The following is an 18980-nucleotide window of genomic DNA, read 5'->3' as shown; positions in this document are numbered from 1 at the left end:
CTGCCGGTGTTAGCCGGCAGCCAGCATTCTTAGAAGAAGTAACTAAAGGATAAGCGATAATTTCTTCCCAGGGCATTGTGATTAATCGTATCGACCCCACGGCTTGCACCATAAACCTTTGGTGGATCGCGGTCTAACAAATTATCAACACTGAAGGTGACCGTGGCGTTTTCAAAATCGTAACCCAGATAACCACGTAAGGTTGTCCATGACGACACATCACGCTCACCATTTTCATCTAAGGCACCAAGCTCTGCCATTTCGTCCAGATTACGCAAACGTAAGCGGCTAATGTCATCAGCATATGAAGCTGTGTAATTGGCGCTTAAGCCTGAGCTAAAGTTATCGGCACGCCAAGATACACGAAAATTAGCAATATTACGTGGATAGCGGTAAGTACCTACCAGAGACTCGATTTCATCGGAGCCTGCTTTATTACGTTCAAAAGACAGATAGTGCGTCCAATCTAAATCTAAACCAAGTTTGCCGGTATTAAATTCAAAGGTGTGGCTTAAGCGGGTATCAATACCTTTAACCTGCTGGCGACCTACGTTATCCAGTAAAATGACATGGTCACGTTGTAACGGTAGGCTGGTAACACGGGCAGGGGTGCTGTTTACCCAGTTGCTTAGGATCTCTTGCATATTAGCGTTGGCATTCGTCAGATTGCGGCCCTGGCCATCGAGAACCTGGCAAATATTAAAACGATCACGGCCTACAGCTAAGTTAGGATTTAACGAAATACCGGTTTGACCATCAGGGACTAAACCACAGTGACGTTGCGTAACGTCATTAATACTGCGAGACATTGCTGCAGTTAAATCGGTGTCAACCAGCTTTTTATGATCAAACTGCCAATAGTCGACGGTAAGAGTAGTGTTACGTGTTGGGCTATAACCAAAACCAAGGCTTAACGATTCAGAGGTTTCCGCCTCTAGATCAGGATTGCCTAACTCTAACACGTTGACTGTACCTGTACCGCCTAGACCACCACAGTAGAATTGGTTTACCAGCTCATTGGCTGAACAATCATATCGGGCGGTAGTGGTACGCAGTTTTACCCCTGCTTGAGTTAACGATGGCGCTCGGAAAGAGCTTGCCCAGGACGCGCGCATTACCAGTTCATCGGTTGGGCGGTAGGTAAAGCCAATTTTCGGATTAAAAGTACCGCCAAAATCGTTGTAGTGATCGTAACGGCCCGCAGCTAGCATTTCTACTTGCTCATTTAACGGCAGATAAATTTCACCAAATATTGCTGCCTGGTTACGGCTGGCTGTGGATAAACTGGAACCAAAACCAAAGACATCAACTAGATAGTCATTTTCGAAACGCGCTTGTGCATTTAAAGAAGGCTCATCGGTAATTTTTTCGCGGCGTAGTTCAGCACCAAAGGCAGCACGTACTAATTGATCATTAAACTCAAACAGATCGCCGCTAACACGTGCATCCCAACCGTATAACGTACTTAAGCCATCACGGGTTGGCACTTCTTGCGCCAGCGCCAATCGTGCTTCATTGGCGGCATCATTTTGCAAAAATGGATTATAGCTACCGGCCAGGTTAGCACCGCTATTGCAGCTTAAGCTGTTGCCATCCCTACTGGCAATACTGCCATCAGAGCAAAGCTCACCAGCAATAGCCGCATGGTATTTGTAGCGATTATAAATACCGGCTAGCGCTTCTTGTGTTGATTTAGAGCGCGAAAGGAGTATCGCACTTTCCCAATCCCAGTCACGATAAGTACCCGATAAACCAGAAACTAAACGCAGCGCCTCAGTTGTATTTTCCACCGTTCTTGGAGTATTAAAACGGGCATCAAACTGAAAACCGAATAAACGGCGACCGGTGGGTGAGAAAAATGGGTCCAGATAGATTTCATCGTCGCCAAAATAGATAAAGTTATTGTCGCGTGTGGTGCCAGGAAAAATATCCAGGGCATTTTCTGGCACCCAGGCGCCTTCGGCATCATTTAACTGATTGATGGGAGCTGGGCTAGAAACGGCGCTGGATTTAGTGCGGGTGTAGAATAAATCTGTCTGCCAGTTTAGATTTTGGGAGAGCGCTTTGTTAAACATTAAGCCAGCAGCAGCACTTTCAATTGGGCTACGCAAAACATCGTCTTCATTGGGATAGTAAGAACAAATTTGCTCACCAAATTCGGTAGTCACCAATGGCGTGGCGCAGTCTGGGGTCGCAATTTCATTGCCACTTACCGTTGAGAAATAATAGATATTTGGGGTGCCTTTGGGCAGATAAGAATAGTTACTTTTTAATAGGGGATCGCGGCTAAAACTGCGGTCAGTAGCACGGAATGTATTGCGATCATAAAAATCAGCAAATAGCGTTAGGTTTCCACCTGCTAATTGTTGGCCCCAAATAAGATTAAGGTTAGTGGTGCCTTCATCACTGGAAGCTGTGCTATTGCCGTAAGATAAATTGACCTCGGCTTTTTCATAGTCTTTTTTCAGAATATAGTTGATAACACCGGCTACGGCATCGGCACCGTAGATGGCCGAAGCGCCGGTAGCAAGAATTTCTACTCGTTCAATGGCCGCTAACGGAATGCTGTTAATATCAACAAAGTTCTGGGTTCCAGCGGCAAAAGATGACGCGGCAACCCGGCGACCGTTAATTAAAGTTAGGGTTGAGGCTGGACCTAAACCACGCAGTGAAGCAGCTGATTGACCTGCTGGCGTTGCGGTAGAGGTTGCACCACTTTCTGATGTGGAGAAGGTACCGCTACCACCTCGTAACTGGCCTAGATCTTTTAACAACTCGTAAAGTGAGCTAGCGCCCGAATTTTTAATATCTTCGGCTGATAATACTACAAGTGGCTGAGCACCTTCTAAATCTACACCTTTAATCCGCGAGCCGGTAACGGCAATTCGCTCTGGTTCTGTTTCGGTAGTGCTGTTTTGTTCAGTAATTTGCTGTGCATGTGTTTGAAAATTTAAAACTAGGGCGGCTGCTACAGCCAGAGAGAGTGTTGTGTAATGTGTCATAATTTTATACCTCTGGGATATTCAGCTGCACTGACATCGACAAAAGGTCAACCTGTTAGAGGCATGACACATCAATGCAGCTGATAGCTTCATATTGCTTTTAGAGTTATTTGTTAGGTGTTGCTAACTGGCAACAAGGAGAAAGGCAGGCGACATTACAAGGCAAACGTAAAACGTCTGGCAAAATGTAACCTGTTACATTTCTACTCGTTAAACCACTCCGAGAGGTAGTAGGACGAGTAGTGATATGAACCGAGCTGGATGGCTTTTTTTAACATATCGCTACTTAAAATAGGGTTAGTAAATTGTACGCTTTTCAATAAACCAGAAAACAAGTTCAGTTTATTAAACTTATCGTTTATTGCACTAATAGAAATACTGCGCCTGCTGAAAACTGTCAAGCAGCAAATTGTTTTTTCTTGAAATTGGTTTTGCCGTTGCCGCTAAAAAAAGGGCATGAGTTAATTAGCTAGTTTAAAGAAAATTCAGCCCGCAAGGCGGGCTAAATTTTGAATTAAAACAGAGTTTTACAATAGTTTTTGATTATACTTCTAAGTAATCCAAAATACCTTCTGCCGCTTTACGACCTTGGGCAATAGCCGTAACGACCAGATCAGAGCCTAATACCATATCACCACCGGCAAACACTTTTTGCTGGTTGGTTTGTAAGGCATAAGGGCTTTGCTCACTGGCGACGACACGGCCTTTGTTATCCAAGGCGATACCCATATCAACTAACCATTTTGGTGGGCTTGGTTGAAAACCAAAAGCGATTACCACCGCATCGGCGGGGAGTATCTGTTCTGAACCTGGCACCGGCTCGGCACTGCGACGCCCTTTGGCATCTGGCTCACCTAATTGTGTGCTGATCACTTTAACACCACACACTTGGCCCGCGTCGTTTAACTCGATACCCAAAGGTTGTAAGTTAAATAAGAACTCTACACCCTCTTCACGAGCATTTTGCACTTCTTTACGCGACCCAGGCATATTGGCTTCATCACGACGATAAGCACAACTGACTTTATGTGCGCCTTGACGAATCGAGGTGCGAACACAGTCCATCGCCGTATCACCGCCGCCTAATACCACCACTGTTTTGTCTTTTAAGCTGACAAAAGGATGCTCGGTTTGCCAACCCATCAGGTTATTTACATTACCGATCAAAAATGGCAAGGCTTCATAAACACCAGCGGCGTCTTCATTCAGTAAGCCACCTTTCATGGGGGTGTAGGTGCCTAAGGCTAAGAAAACCGCATCGTATTCATCCAGTAAGCTGTCGAAGCTGACATCCACACCGACAGTGGTATTAAGCCTAAACTCGATACCCATTTCGCTGAAAATTTCACGGCGCAGTTGTAATACGCTTTTTTCCAGCTTAAACGGCGGAATACCAAAGGTCAGTAGGCCGCCAATCTCAGGATAACGGTCAAATACCACCGGGCTAACACCATTACGAACTAACACATCTGCACAGGCTAAACCCGCCGGGCCTGCACCAATAACCGCGACTTTCTTATCGGTTTTAACTACCGCCGATAAATCGGGGCGCCAGCCCATCGCAAAGGCTTTATCGGTAATATATTTTTCAATACTGCCGATAGTTACCGCACCAAAACCTTCATCCAAGGTACAAGCGCCTTCACATAAACGGTCTTGTGGGCAAACACGGCCGCACACTTCAGGCAAGCTGTTGGTTTTATGCGCCAATTCTGCCGCTTCAACAATTTTGCCCTCGTTAGCCAGCTTTAACCACTGCGGAATATAGTTATGCACGGGGCACTTCCATTCGCAGTAGGGGTTACCGCAATCTAAGCAGCGGTCTGCCTGACCCTCTGCCTGAGTGGCGGTCAGTGGCTGATAAATTTCAACGAACTCAATTGTTCTTTCTGTTAGTGAGCGTTTTGGCGGATCAATCCGTTTTACGTCAATAAATTGGTATACATTCTGAGCCATAACGTCTCCCTTACATCGCTTGCACACGCAGCTCTGCTGAAGAGCGAGCGCGGTGTCCAAGCAAGGTATTTACATCGCTGGTTTTAGGTTTAACCAGCTTAAACTTCGGTAAATAATGCGTAAAATCATTTAAAATACGCTGCGCTTTGTCACTGCCCGTTTCTTCAACATGTTGATGTAACAAGCTGCGCAAATGTTCTTGCAGGATCGGTGTTTCGACCTCGAGGGCTTCAACCAATTCGGCATTTAAGCGTAACGCTAAATCATCTTGCTCATCTAACAAATAGGCGAAACCACCAGTCATACCTGCGCCAAAGTTCACGCCTGTGCAACCCAGAACCACCACAACACCGCCTGTCATATATTCACAGCAGTTATCGCCTGTCCCTTCGACTACTGCCAGGGCACCCGAATTACGCACCGCGAAACGTTCACCTACCTGACCTGCGGCATATAAACGGCCACCAGTTGCACCGTATAAGCACGTATTACCGGCAATGGTAAAACCGTTTCTAGCAAAGCTGGCGCCTTTTGCTGGGAAGATGGCAATTTGACCACCGGTCATGCCTTTGCCGACATAATCGTTGGCATCGCCTTGCAAGGATAAATGCAAGCCGCCGGCATTCCACACACCAAAGCTTTGGCCTGCAGTACCAACAAACTTAACGCGGATCGGATCGGTTGCCATACCCTGATTACCGTGCTGGCGAGCAATTAAGCCTGACAAGGCGGCGCCGACGGAACGATCGGTATTGCGGATCGGTAAGTTCAATTGACCACCGGTTTTACGGCTGACCATTTGCTGGCACTTTTCAACCAATAACTGGTTTAACGCACCCGGATCGAATGGCGTATTGTTTTGTACACAAAACAGCGGTTTATCGGATTTCACACCACTAGATTCGAGGATCGGTGATAAATCTAAACGGCTTTGTTTTAGTGTTTCGGTCGCTTTATGGTCGAGTAAATCAGTGCGACCAATCAGCTCAGTGAGTTCAGTTACCCCTAACTGCGCCATCAGTTCACGAACTTCTTGGGCTAAGAATGTGAAATAGTTCATCACCATTTCAGGTAAGCCATTAAAGTGATCACGGCGTAGCGTGGCATCTTGAGTGGCCACACCCGTAGCACAGTTGTTTAAGTGACAGATGCGCAGGAATTTACAGCCCAGCGCCACCATTGGCCCAGTACCAAAACCGAAGCTTTCAGCGCCTAAGATGGCCGCTTTAACCACGTCTAAGCCGGTTTTTAGGCCGCCATCAACTTGTAAGCGCACTCGATCCCGTAAACCGTTATCCACTAACGCTTGATGAACTTCTGCTAAACCCAGCTCCCATGGACTACCGGCATATTTTACTGAGGTCAGTGGGCTAGCGCCCGTGCCGCCGTCATAGCCAGAAACAGTAATTAAATCGGCATAGGCTTTCGCCACACCGGTGGCAATAGTACCGATGCCAGGCTCTGATACCAATTTAACCGAGATCAGCGCTTGTGGATTAACTTGTTTTAAATCGAAAATAAGCTGCGCTAAATCTTCAATCGAGTAGATGTCATGGTGCGGTGGGGGCGAAATTAACGTCACGCCCGGAACCGAATAACGTAAACGGGCAATTTCGGCAGTGACTTTTTCGCCCGGCAGCTGACCACCTTCACCCGGCTTAGCACCTTGCGCAACCTTGATTTGAATAACTTCGGCATTGACTAAGTAATGCGGAGTGACACCAAAACGACCGGACGCGACTTGCTTAATTTTCGAGTTCTTTTCTGTACCGAAACGCCGTGGATCTTCACCGCCTTCGCCAGAATTAGAACGACCGCCTAAACGGTTCATGGCAATCGCTAAGGCTTCATGCGCTTCTGGGCTTAAAGCACCAATCGACATTGCAGCACTATCAAAGCGAGGATATAGGTGTTCTGCAGCGGCAACTTCGGCTAATGGCAGCGGAGTTGCTACCGGTTTTAGTTGAAATAAATCGCGAATATGCGCGATCGGCCGCTGATTAACTAAGGCACTGTACTGTTGATATTCTTTGTAATCGCCACTGCGCACAGCTTTTTGTAGCGTTTGCACCACATCGGGGTTGTAGGCATGGTATTCACCATCGTGTACATATTTCAGTAAGCCACCATGATTCATCGGTTTGCGTTTTAACCAAGCGATATTTGCCAGTTGTTGCGCATCTTGCTGGAAGTCGGCAAAACTTGCACCACTGATGCGTGAAGAAATATCAGCAAAGCATTGTTGTACCACTTCGGCATGAATGCCCACGGCTTCAAATAGGTTTGAACAACGGTAGCTTGCTACCGTAGAGATCCCCATTTTTGACATGATTTTGTACAAGCCTTTGTTGATCCCTTTACGGTAATTCAACACCGCCTGACGTGCACTTAGCGCCACATTACCTTTCTCAACCAGCTGTTCAACGGTTTCGTAGGCTAAAAACGGGTAAATGGCCGTCGCGCCTAAACCAATTAATACCGCGAAGTGGTGAGAATCACGGGCTGCGGCAGTTTCAATGATGATGTTCGAGTCACAACGTAACTGTGCATTCACCAAAGCTTGTTGCACGGCACCGACCGCCATGGCTGCGGGGATGGGCAATAATTCTTGGCTGATCCGGCGATCGGTTAGAATCACCAAAACCACTTGCTGCTCACGCACCGCGGTAACAATGTCTTGGCACAAATTGGTCACGGCTTGCTGCAAGCTTAGCTTGGCAGGATCAAAATTTAGCGAGAAAATTTGATGGCGATAATATTTATCGTCGGCTTGTTTCAGTTGTTTTAAATCTGAATACATCAGTATCGGAGATTCAAACTGGATGCGCCGTGCATAACCGGCAGTTTCTCTGAACACATTGTGCTCTCGACCAATACTGGTCGCTAATGACATCACATGCGATTCACGTAACGGATCGATCGGTGGGTTAGTCACCTGTGCAAACTGCTGGCGGAAGTAATCAAACATGGTGCGTGGCTTGCGCGATAACACGGCCATTGGCGTATCATCACCCATAGAGCCAACGGCTTCTTGACCATCTTTAGCTAACACCGTCATCACTTGGTCGATTTCTTCATAACTGTAGTTAAACAGTTTATGCATCACCAACATTTCATCGTCAGTAAAGGCCCGCTTACCAATTAAGTCTGTTTCATACTGCTCATAAGGCACCAGCCGCTGCACGTTTTCGGTTAACCAACTGCGATAGGGGTGACGTTGCATTAAATCTAAATCGATTTCATCTGAGCGCCAGATCTTGCCATTAATGGTGTCGATTGCCAGCATTTCGCCTGGGCCAACTCGACCTTTTTCCACCACTTCGTCTGGGGTATAGTCCCAAATACCTACTTCAGAAGCCAAGGTAATTAATTTGTCGCGCGTGATCACAAAGCGAGCAGGGCGCAGGCCATTTCGATCCAGGTTACACGCCACATGCTGGCCATTGGTTAACACGATACCCGCTGGGCCATCCCATGGCTCCATATGCATGGAGTTAAATTCGTAAAAGGCTTTAAGATTATCATCCATCACCTTATTACCCTGCCAAGCAGGCGGCACGAGTAAACGCATCGCACGGAATAAGTCCATACCGCCGGCTAGAAGCAACTCAAGCTGATTGTCTAGCGAGCTTGAGTCTGAGCCTGTTTGGCCGACAAAGGGCGCTGCATCTAATAAGTCAGGTAATAGTGGCGAGGCAAATTTGTATTGCCGAGCACGAGCCCACTGCCGGTTACCCGTGATGGTATTTATTTCGCCATTGTGCGCTAAGAAACGGAAAGGCTGTGCTAACTTCCAGCGCGGCATGGTATTGGTAGAAAAACGTTGGTGGAACACGCAAATGGCGGTTTCCATGCGAATATCGGCTAAGTCGAGATAATACTTTGGCAAGTCTGCCGGCATCATCAAGCCTTTAAACACCGTGACCAGTGAAGAGAAGCTGGGGATATAAAAATCGTCATCTTCAACCAGTTGTTGTTCAACCCGGCGACGAACCATATAAAGTCGGCGTTCTAAATCGTGATCACCCCAGCCATGTGGTGCATTAACGATCACTTGTTCAATTTTTGGCATTGAGCTCAAGGCCAAAGGGCCGAGCACATTCGCATCAACAGGTACGGTGCGCCATGCCACTAAAGTGAGTGTTTCACGGGCAATTTCTTTGTTGATAATGTCTTTAGCAAAGGCCGCTTTAACCGGATCTGCGCTTAAAAAGATCATCCCTACGCCATATTTTTTGGCCAGGTTCCACTGATTTTCTTCTGCTATCGCCCGAAAAAAACTGTCGGGTTTTTGCATTAATAGGCCGCAACCATCGCCGGTTTTACCGTCGGCAGAAATACCGCCGCGATGTTGCATGCGATCCAGACCATTGATAGCTGTTCTCACAATGCGGTGACTGGCGACACCCTCTAGGTGCGCAATCAGCCCAAAGCCACAGTTCTCTCTTGCCTGACTATGCTGATATAACGCCATGACACGCCTCCAAACTTATCCTGAAAAAAATAAATATTTACTATTTTTGAATTATTATTCTGATTTTTATTTGTGATGCTACGGTGAAAACCGTGCGGCAGTGTTAAAAGAAGAGCTAGTTGTAGCGTGCTTTTATCTGCGTTTTTAGCCATCTATACTTTCAAAGGCTAACAGGTATACCGATATTTTAGTGAAATTGCAAGCGAGATTTACCCTTTGAATGCGGCATTAATGCTGAGCTTGTGCAGTTTTCACTTAAGGTATGCGCTACCTTGTAAAGCTGTAATCCAAGCTGGTGACTTTTAACCGCTACAACAAAGTAACGTTTACAGATCCAACTGCTTGTTATTAATCACAGTCAAATAATTATGCGTTACTTACTGCTGAGCCCTCGAGCTGAGCGCCACGGCCATAGCATTGGCAAAGCAAGTAATAACCGCTACTCTAGCTCAATCTTAACCTTAGTAAGTTTAGTGGCAGTTTGCTTATCTGGTAAAATTTATTCAGCCTTTCTTTTAAGGTGATTTCTTTTGCTTTAATAGCGATGTTATCGCTGGCCGCGTAGCCCAAAACAGCAGGAATGTGTTCTATATGCAAAATCCCGTTCACCCTCAAATTAAAGCATTTGCTAGCCGAGTGCGGCATTGGGGGCATTGGCCATTAGGCATATTATTAGTAGTGCTGTTAGCGACGCTGGTATTACTCAGTTATGTTGCTTATACCGCGGTGTTTGATCGTGAAGTGATCTTGCACGAATTACAGTTATTACTAATTTACGTTGTACCGCTATTGTCTTCCGTGATGATGGTGGTGTTTTACTTAGTGCTGAAACTCGATGGCGCTTTGCGTTTTGTTGATGATTCTGCGCAAGCTGAGCGGCAACTCAACCAATCGATGCAAGAAAATATACGCCAGCTTAACTTTGAAATTGAAGAGCGGAAAAAAGCGTTTGAAGCAAAACGCCGAGCCATTGAAGAGTTAAGAAAAGAAATTAGCGAGCGGCGCAAAACTGAGCAGGAGTTAGCTGAGCAAAGCTTATTAATCCGCTCGATTGTTGATAGCTCACCCGATCTTTTTTATTACCGCGATGAAAAGGGCTTATTAGCCAGTTGCAATAAAATGTTTGAGAGCATAATGGCGCGGCCAATGCACGAATTAATTGGGCAAGATTTAACGAAGCTGTATGCTTTTGATAGCCCACAAGCGGCAATTTTGTCTGAGTATGGCTTACCATCACCTGAAACCGAATTAACGCTAGATATCGAATTTAAACAAGCTGACAATTCAATCAGTTGGTTTGAAATGCGTCATCTGCCTTTTTATGATCGACAAGGCCGGTATATCGGTTTGTTAGGGTTTGGGCGCGATATCACCTCGCGTAAATTAGCTGAACAAGCCCTAGAAAAAGCCTATCAAGATAAAGGCCAATTTATTGCCACCTTAAGTCATGAACTGCGCACGCCGTTAAATGGGATTGTCGGTTTATCGCGCCGCTTACTCAGCAGCAATTTGTCGACAGAGCAATTTAGCTGGGCCAATACTATTTTTACCAGTGCCGAGACGTTGGGTAATATTTTTAACGATATTATCGATCTCGATAAAATTGATCGGCGTGAGCTTGATATTATTTATCAAAGTGTTCATCTGCAGCGCTTTTTACAAGATATCGCCAATTTTGCTGAGTTAATTTGTCAGCAAAAGGGTCTTGCGTTCAGCCTAACCACCAGCGGCAACCAGGATTGTTATTTATTGTTAGATGCTACGCGGCTGCGGCAGGTGTTATGGAATTTACTGAGCAACGCCGTTAAGTTTACGCGTCAAGGTCAGGTACAGTTAGACTGTCAAATTATTGATGAGTCGTTATTGCTTAGCGTCAGTGATACCGGTATTGGGATTGCGCAGCATGAGCAAGAGCGTATCTTTGATATGTATTATAAATCGCAAGATGGTCATCGCTTAAGTATTGTCGGCTCAGGTATCGGTTTATCGGTATCACGGGTGCTTGTTGAGGCGATGCAGGGGACTATTCGCGTGCAAAGCCAACAAGGCACGGGTAGCTGCTTTATTGTTGGTTTACCAATTATTAGTGCCGATGCACCCGCCAAAGTTGAGCCGGTTGCGTGTCCTGAGCTCACCATCTTACTCATTGAAGATGTGCCGCTAAACGCCGATATTGCCATTGCCTTACTCGAGCAACGTGGTCATACCGTGATCCACGCTGAAACAGGCGAGGATGCCTTAGCCTTACTGGATACGGAAGATGATTTAGATTTGGTGTTACTAGATATGCAATTACCTGATATGGATGGGGATGTGATTGCCAGACATATTCGAGCCGAGCCGCATTTAGCGAATTTACCGATTGTCATGCTCAGTGCTAATGTCCGAAAAGCGCAGCAAGTACTTAGCGACATTCGCTTAGATGGTGCTTTAAGTAAGCCACTAAATACGGATAAATTAGATTTATTATTAGCTGAGCTGTTTTCACCCAGTGCGTTAAAGCGCTTACAGTTAGAGCAGGCTCAGACTAAAGATGATACTGCAACACAAGATAATGCCATTCTTGATGATAAGACCTTACAAAGTTATCTGCAGTCATTAGGTAAAGAGGGCATGCAACGCAGCGCGACGTTGTTTGCGCAGCTGTTACCGGGTTATATCAATAAATTATTAGAGGCGGTAGTACAACAGCATCAAGAAGATCTTGCAGCTAATGCGCATAAGCTTAAAGGCGCTGCGGCAGCGGTTGGTTTACGTTGGGTGCAAGAGCAGGCACGACAATTAGAAGAAACAAGTTTAAAGCAAGCAGGTTTAGAGCGAAGGATCTTGGAGTTACATTTTACTACAGAGCAGCATTTAACTGCTCTGCAGCAATATATCGAAAGTTACTAATTACTTTTCGAGTTTACCCACAAAGCGGTAACCTTCACCATGGATGGTGCTGATTAACTCTGGGCTATCCACGTCAGATTCGAAATGTTTACGAATACGGCGGATTGTCACATCGACAGTCCGATCGTTTGGCCGTAAATCACGACCTGTCATATGACGGATCAGCTGCTCGCGAGTAAAGATTTTACCTGGGGTGTCTAACATCAGACGTAATGCCCGATACTCACCTTTTGGTAGCCGACGTGCAACGCCGCTTGGCGACGTCAGATTGCGGCTGTTTTCGTCTAATGTCCAACCATTGAACTTTAAGACACTTTTATGTTCTTCAACCACAGGCTGAGCAGAGGTACGGCCGAGCAGGTTACGAGCACGGATGGTCAATTCACGCGGATTGAACGGTTTAGTTAAATAATCATCCGCGCCAATTTCTAAGCCTAAAATGCGATCAACTTCGCTATCCCGGCCGGTTAAAAAAATCAGGCCGATATTTTCTTTTTGGCGTAACTCCCTCGCCAGAATTAAGCCATTCTTTCCTGGCAGATTAATATCCATCACGATTAGATTGACTTGATTTTCCTCCAGTTTTTTGTGCATCTCATCGCCATTAATGGCTTCGATCACATCATAACCTTCTCCCTGGAACAGACTTACCAGATTTAATCGGGTAACTTCTTCATCTTCAACGACTAGAATCACAGGTGTTTGCATTGGAGTTAAACCTTATATAGGAAGTGTAAAAGTTAAGTTTTTAAATGAAGGAAACTTGACGTTGTGTTGTCAAATTAGTGCTAATTATAGCGTGAAACGGCAAATGTTAACAAGATTTTTGTTAACATTTGCCGATACTGTCGATTAGAGTATGACTAAGTCTTTATATTTCAATCGTTAATGAAATTACTTTTTCAGCGGCTGTGCGCTGGTGGGGAAGTCGATATCAATTGTTACACCGTTCCCTAATTGACTATCTAGGTGAATGTTGCCATTTAAAGCTTGAGTAACAAGGTTGTAGACCAAGTGCATACCCAAACCGCTACCCCCCTCTCCGCGCTTAGTGGTAACAAAGGGATCAAAAATACGTTTACGAATATGCTCAGGCACACCTTTACCATCATCTTTGTAACACAAGTAACAGCGATTTTGGCGCTGCTCGGCACTGATCAGAATATGACCTTGGCTATTAGGCTCGTAAGCATGAATAAGGCTGTTCATAATCAGGTTAATTAAGATTTGGTTGATGGGCCCTGGTTTGCTGATAATAAATAAGTCCTCTGGACATTGCACAGTCAGTTGATGCGGTGTTTTTTTCAAATGAGGTCTTAATGACAATAACACTTCATTAATCAACTGTTTTAAATTAAAGCGCCGCTGATTTTCGTTAGACTGATCTACTGCTACCTGTTTAAAGCTGCTGATTAAACCGGCCGCCCGCTCCAAATTTCTATAAATAATGCCAAGGTTTTCTTTGCTATCAGCCAAAAAGCGTTCTAATTGATTAGCCGTGAGTTTTTTATCGGCAAATGCGCGTTCGATATCTTGAATACGATCTTGCATTAAGGTTGACGCGGTTACGCCTAACCCAATAGGAGTATTCACTTCATGGGCAATGCCCGCCACCATTTGCCCGAGACTGGCCATTTTCTCGGTTTCGACAATTTGCGTTTGATATTTATGTAAGGTTGCTAGGGTGTTCAATAACTCTTGATTGGAGGTTTTTAATGCCAGTGTACGCTCAGTCACTGTCTGCTCGAGGTTTTGGTTTAATTGTTTAATTTCTTGCTCGGCATGTTCGCGTTTGTGCAGCTCATTTTCAATACGATCCATCATGGTATTAAAGGCCCGGTTTAGCTGATTAAACTCGGTTAATTCAGTGGCCGGGGCGCGCACACTGTACTCTTTACTGCGGGCGACCTGATGTACTAATGCCAATAAGGTATTAATAGGTTTGGTAAAGTATTTTAAAAGCTTAAATGCCAGAAAAAAGCATAATATCAGCGCCATGGCGGCAATCAGCAGGTTTATCAGTGTTTGCTGGCGCTGCGAGCTTAACAGTTCTTGGCGGCTTGCTCTTAAATAAACATAACCAAGCAACTTGTCATTTAGCAGGATGGCTTTGCTTTGCTCCATCAAATCATCATTAATCGCTAACGTGGTTAAGTGTTCGACTCGATGCTGTTGGGAAGGTAAAGCAGCGCTATCTGCTTTATTAAAACTGGCAAAAAAATTGAGTTTGTTTTCAGAAGCATCCCATTGATAAATATGGACATATTTAATCATTGGTATCGAATCTAATGCTTTAAGGCGTTGTTCTTCTAGCTCTGGTTTATTGTGTTGTAAATTGGATTGGGCATTCACTGCAATAATGTTGAGCAAGGAACTGAATTGGTTTTGTTGTTGCGTGTTTTGTCGCAGGTAATCCAGATAATTCGTGAGAAACAAGGTTAATGCCAAAGTAATGCTACAAATCAGCATAACTAACCAAATTAAAGCGGCTTTCATTGAGGTGGCTCGGGCTTTAACTGTCATTTTGTAGGCAGGACTTCCTTGTTGACTCACTAAACTTGTGTTTGATGCTAAACATATATTGGCTTTTTGCAAAGAGTTACTGGAAAAATTATTTTCGCGGTTTATAGTAATCACGAGCAATCAGTTAGGAGTGTGATGATGGAACTGTGGCAACATTACAAAAACAGTATCTTTTTATGTCATCAACGTTTAGCCACGCATCTTAGCTTTGCCATTGTGAGTGCACAAAACCCCGCAGGAGTTAATTTACCCGCCGTGTACAACCGCTTGCTGGATAAACAACTGCAAGCACAGCTGCAGCAAACCGGCTTAGCGTATCGCTCGGTTATCGGCTCGGCCCCAGATCGTTCCTTTGAAGAAAGAAGTTGGATGGTGTTGTGCGATAAAATCCAAGCGATTGCACTTGGGCGATTGTTTACGCAAAATGCGATTTTTTGGGTTGATAAGAATGAGCTGTATCTCGTGCCAGTTTTAATGCAACAGCCAGAAGAGTACTTAGGTGGCTTCGCTAATCGTTTGGTGCTGTTACCGGCTTAACGCTCACGTCGTAACACTTGTAATATCGCTTCAACCTCAATTGGTAAATCGCTTTGTAATTGCTGCTTTAAACGCAGTTGAGCAAGTCGCGCTTCAGGTGTCGTGGCAGGGGCGAGCAGTGGGCTAAAATCGGTTACGCAAATACAGCGTACTGCCATTTTATTCACATCGGGCAATTGCACGGCTCGATAAATTTGATGTGGGCAGGCGGTATTACGCAAACTGGACTGTAAGCAACTCTTAACCTGCTCAGCCGATAACTCGGCACTGCAGGCTAAGAGTAACAGTAACAATAATCGTGCTCCAATCGGCATAATTAACCTTTTAATTAATGCTTTACCGCTTGGTATATCACAAAACCATGGCGTTTCGCCAGAACGTTAACTTTACCAAAGGCTTGTTCAAACAGTTGCTGATAAGCTAAGTGGTTATTGGCCACTACCGTCAGCGTACCGCCTTTTTGCAGGCGTTGTACGCTTTGACTGATCAAGGCTTCGCTGATGCTGTAATCGGTTTTAATTCCAGTATGAAACGGCGGGTTGCTAACAATATGTTTAAAGGTTAAGGGGTGTGCCGGCAAACCATCCGCCGCGACCACTTCGCCTTTTAAACCATTCGCTTTTAACGTCGCAACCGTTGCATTTACGGCTAATGCGGAGATATCAGAGCAGTATAATTCAATGGCCGGTGCCTGCTGTTTTAAATAGGCACCAATAATGCCGGCACCACAAGCAAAGTCGAGTACCATACCATCTTGAATATGCGTTACATGTTCAAGCAGCAATGCCGTGCCTTTATCCAGTTTGCCATGATTAAACACGCCGGGTAGCGAACACACCTTAAGGGGGCTATTAGCTAAGGTAAGTGAGAACTCACTTAGCCGGTTTGCAGGAAGAGAATCAAGCGCTCCGCTTAATGAAAACCATAAACAATGCTTGGCATTATCTAATTTGTGCGCATGCAAACCCAATTTCTCGGCGTGCGTGACCAGACTTTTAATACCGCCTTTATTATCACCCACTAAGAATAGCTGTGCGTCCGCGGCTAAAGCCCTGCTAATTAATTGCAGGGTACCCGCCAGTTGCTCTTTACTTTTGGGGTAGAAAAGCACCACGGTATTAAATTGTTCTGTAAATTTCGGTTCGGCGCTAAAGTAAACGTTTTTAGCTGCGCGTTGCCATTGATGATTGACCGCCGCATCAGTGGTAAAACAGCTGAACGAAGACAGTTCGTGCAACTGATGCGACAGTAAGTCGGCTTCAGGCTCAACAAAAAGAACAGCGCCAGTTAAATCGGCGAGGTTACGTAAAATCAGCTGACTGGTGTTAGCAAGCATTAACTTATCCTTTTAAACATAAGATCCCAAACACCATGCCCAAGCTTCTGCCCACGTTGTTCAAATTTGGTCAGCGGGCGATGTTCTGGTCGCTCGACATAGTTATTGCTCGCCGATAAATTACTAAATCCCTCGGCATGTTGCATGACTTCTAGCATATGCTCAGCGTAGTTTTCCCAATCGGTGGCCATATGAAACACGCCGCCTATTTTCAGTTTACTACGCAGCGCTTGCACGAATTCAGCTTGGACAATGCGACGCTTGTGATGGCGTTTTTTATGCCATGGATCGGGGAAAAACAGCTGCACGGTATCTAGGCTTTGCTCTGGGATCATATGCGCTAAAACCTCTACCGCATCATGCTCAAATACTTTTAAGTTTTTAACTTGTTGTGTTACCGCTTCTGATAAACAAGCGCCTACACCAGGCCGATGCACTTCAATGCCGATAAAATCATGATCGGTCGCCGCTTGCGCCATCGCCACCAGCGATTTACCCATACCAAAGCCGATTTCAAGCACTCGTGGCGCTGAGCGCGCAAACACTTGGTCAAGGTCAAGTAAACTGGGTTGATAATCAATGCCGTATTCTGACCAATAGTTATCTAGAGCATGTTGCTGACCTTTAGTTAGGCGGCCTTCACGCAGCACAAAAGATCGGATCCGTCGCAGATAGGGGGTTTCAGTTGATGGCGATACATTTTGCTCGCGCTGCGCGTTGTTGTCCTCTGTGCTCATTTTTTGCTCCGTACACTAAATGGGGGCGTATTATCCTTGGAATAGCCTTCAAGCTCAACCTAATAAAATAGCGCTGATCTGCTACACTGCGCTACAGCATAATTAGGCGGCGCATAGCAAGCGGCTTTGAGGAGAATAAATAGTGCAGTACGCAACGTGGTTTGCCGAGCAATTGGTGCATTGGCAACGGCAACATGGTCGCAACAACTTGCCATGGCAAGTGCAAAAAAGCCCTTATAAAACCTGGCTATCGGAAGTGATGTTGCAACAAACACAGGTAGCAACAGTGATCCCGTATTTTGAACGTTTTGTGCAGCGCTTCCCTGATATTCAAAGCTTGGCGCAAGCGCCAATTGACGAGGTGTTACATCTGTGGACTGGCTTAGGTTATTACGCTCGAGCCCGCAATCTCCATAAAGCGGCGGTTGAAATTGTTACCGAGCATGCGGGGCAATTCCCTACTGATTTCGAGCAAATTGTTGCATTGCCTGGCATTGGCCGTTCTACGGCGGGCGCCATCTTATCGCTGGCGCTGGGTCAGCATTACCCCATTTTAGATGGTAACTGTAAAAGAGTCTTAGCGCGTTTCGCCGGGATTGCCGGCTGGCCAGGACAAAAACAGGTAGAGCAACAACTATGGCAGTTGGCAGAGCAATTGACCCCAGCCGACACTTTTGCTGAATTTAACCAGGGTATGATGGATTTGGGCGCCTCACTTTGTAGTCGCAGTAAACCTCGCTGCGCCGAGTGCCCACTGCAACGACATTGTTTGGCGGCATTACAAGGTGATCAAGTCTTGTATCCGGGCAAAAAACCGAAAAAAGCCATACCCGAGAAGCAAAGTTTTTGGTTGCTATTACAACATCAGCAGCAGGTTTATATGTTGCAACGTCCAGCAAGTGGTTTGTGGGGCGGCTTATTTGGTTTTCTGGAGTTTAACAGTGCCGAGTTACGTGATGAGTATCTTGCACTGCAAGGTTTAGCCGCAATGCCACAGCATGAGTTGGCCGGGTTTCGGCATACTTTTAGCCATTTTCATCTATGGATCCAACCCATGCTGCTCAAGCTTGAGCGCTTACCCGCAATGGTACAGGAGCAATCTACAGCAACTTGGTTTACAATAGACCCCTTACCTGAGGTTGGCTTGTCTGCTCCGGCAAAACAACTGCTGCAGCAACTCGCTATGTATTCGCCTGATTAAGGAAATGAGTTTATGAGTCGAACAGTTTATTGTCAGTTTTTGAAAAAAGAAGCACCGGGTTTAGATTTTCAGTTCTACCCAGGTGAATTAGGCAAAAGAGTCTTTGATAACATCAGTAAAGAAGCCTGGGCGCAATGGCAAACCAAGCAAGTGATGCTGATTAACGAAAAAAAATTAAATATGATGAACGTTGAACACCGTAAACTGTTAGAAGAGCAAATGGTGGCTTTTTTATTTGAGGGTCAAGACGTTGAGATTGAAGGCTACAAACCGCAGTAATCACCGTGCTAAACCGCATTGCTGCTTAGCGTGAACTTGCCTG

12 protein-coding genes are annotated in these 18980 nt (G+C 45.5%); 4 read left to right on the top strand and 8 right to left on the bottom strand.

Annotation, left to right across the window (positions count from 1 at the left end; genetic code table 11):
• Positions 1–29 precede the first annotated feature (29 nt).
• The 3 genes from ORJ01_RS07725 to gltB all read right to left on the bottom strand — a co-directional run bounded on the left by ORJ01_RS07725 (position 30) and on the right by gltB (position 9432).
• Positions 30–3002, bottom strand: a complete 2973-nt coding sequence (locus ORJ01_RS07725; RefSeq protein WP_306177561.1) for a TonB-dependent receptor domain-containing protein — start codon at positions 3000–3002, stop codon at positions 30–32.
• A gap of 543 nt (positions 3003–3545) precedes the next feature.
• Positions 3546–4958 carry an FAD-dependent oxidoreductase gene (locus tag ORJ01_RS07720; RefSeq protein ID WP_226752287.1) on the bottom strand — a complete coding sequence of 471 codons (1413 nt, stop codon included), beginning with the start codon at positions 4956–4958 and terminating at the stop codon, positions 3546–3548.
• Between the two features lie 10 nt (positions 4959–4968).
• Positions 4969–9432, bottom strand: a complete 4464-nt coding sequence (gene gltB / locus ORJ01_RS07715; RefSeq protein WP_306177560.1) for a glutamate synthase large subunit — start codon at positions 9430–9432, stop codon at positions 4969–4971.
• 591 nt (positions 9433–10023) lie between these two features.
• Here gltB and ORJ01_RS07710 point away from each other — a divergent pair.
• Entirely contained in the window at positions 10024–12324 is a 2301-nt protein-coding gene (locus ORJ01_RS07710) for an ATP-binding protein (RefSeq protein WP_306177559.1), read from the top strand.
• Here the strand turns inward: ORJ01_RS07710 and arcA are convergent, their stop codons facing one another.
• Together arcA and ORJ01_RS07700 are read right to left on the bottom strand one after the other, a co-directional pair.
• Positions 12325–13032: a two-component system response regulator ArcA gene (gene arcA / locus ORJ01_RS07705; protein ID WP_226752290.1), complete on the bottom strand. Its 708-nt coding sequence runs from the start codon at positions 13030–13032 to the stop codon at positions 12325–12327.
• Between the two features lie 186 nt (positions 13033–13218).
• Positions 13219–14847 carry a sensor histidine kinase gene (locus ORJ01_RS07700; protein WP_306177558.1) on the bottom strand — a complete coding sequence of 543 codons (1629 nt, stop codon included), beginning with the start codon at positions 14845–14847 and terminating at the stop codon, positions 13219–13221.
• A gap of 135 nt (positions 14848–14982) precedes the next feature.
• Between ORJ01_RS07700 and ORJ01_RS07695 the strand changes: the two genes are divergently transcribed.
• Positions 14983–15384, top strand: coding sequence for a DUF3293 domain-containing protein (locus ORJ01_RS07695; protein ID WP_306177557.1), 402 nt, complete (start codon positions 14983–14985; stop codon positions 15382–15384).
• Here the strand turns inward: ORJ01_RS07695 and ORJ01_RS07690 are convergent.
• Genes ORJ01_RS07690 through trmB form a run of 3 tightly spaced genes read right to left on the bottom strand, consistent with a single transcriptional unit; the run spans position 15381 to position 17457 of the window.
• Positions 15381–15698, bottom strand: coding sequence for a hypothetical protein (locus ORJ01_RS07690; RefSeq protein ID WP_306177556.1), 318 nt, complete (start codon positions 15696–15698; stop codon positions 15381–15383). The two genes, ORJ01_RS07695 and ORJ01_RS07690, sit on opposite strands and share 4 nt — an antisense overlap.
• A gap of 14 nt (positions 15699–15712) precedes the next feature.
• On the bottom strand, positions 15713–16720 hold the full coding sequence (locus ORJ01_RS07685; RefSeq protein WP_306177555.1) for a methyltransferase: 1008 nt from the start codon (positions 16718–16720) through the stop codon (positions 15713–15715).
• The gene (trmB, locus tag ORJ01_RS07680; RefSeq protein WP_306177554.1) at positions 16720–17457 is read right to left on the bottom strand and encodes a tRNA (guanosine(46)-N7)-methyltransferase TrmB; all 738 of its coding nucleotides are present in this window, start codon (positions 17455–17457) and stop codon (positions 16720–16722) included. The genes ORJ01_RS07685 and trmB overlap by 1 nt, the downstream gene beginning before the upstream one ends.
• Positions 17458–17599: 142 nt before the next feature.
• Here trmB and mutY point away from each other — a divergent pair, with 142 nt between their 5' ends.
• Both mutY and ORJ01_RS07670 read left to right on the top strand, forming a co-directional pair.
• Positions 17600–18658 (top strand): A/G-specific adenine glycosylase, encoded by a 1059-nt coding sequence (mutY, locus tag ORJ01_RS07675; protein WP_306177553.1) that lies wholly within the window; start codon positions 17600–17602, stop codon positions 18656–18658.
• 12 nt (positions 18659–18670) lie between these two features.
• Positions 18671–18937, top strand: a complete 267-nt coding sequence (locus tag ORJ01_RS07670) for an oxidative damage protection protein (RefSeq protein ID WP_229586451.1) — start codon at positions 18671–18673, stop codon at positions 18935–18937.
• Positions 18938–18980 lie beyond the last annotated feature (43 nt).

Origin of the sequence: Alishewanella sp. SMS8, assembly GCF_030737935.1 — a bacterium.
GTDB lineage: Bacteria > Pseudomonadota > Gammaproteobacteria > Enterobacterales > Alteromonadaceae > Alishewanella > Alishewanella maricola.
The sequence above is the reverse complement of the archived record's forward strand: the minus strand, read 5'-3'. Positions and strand labels throughout refer to the sequence as shown.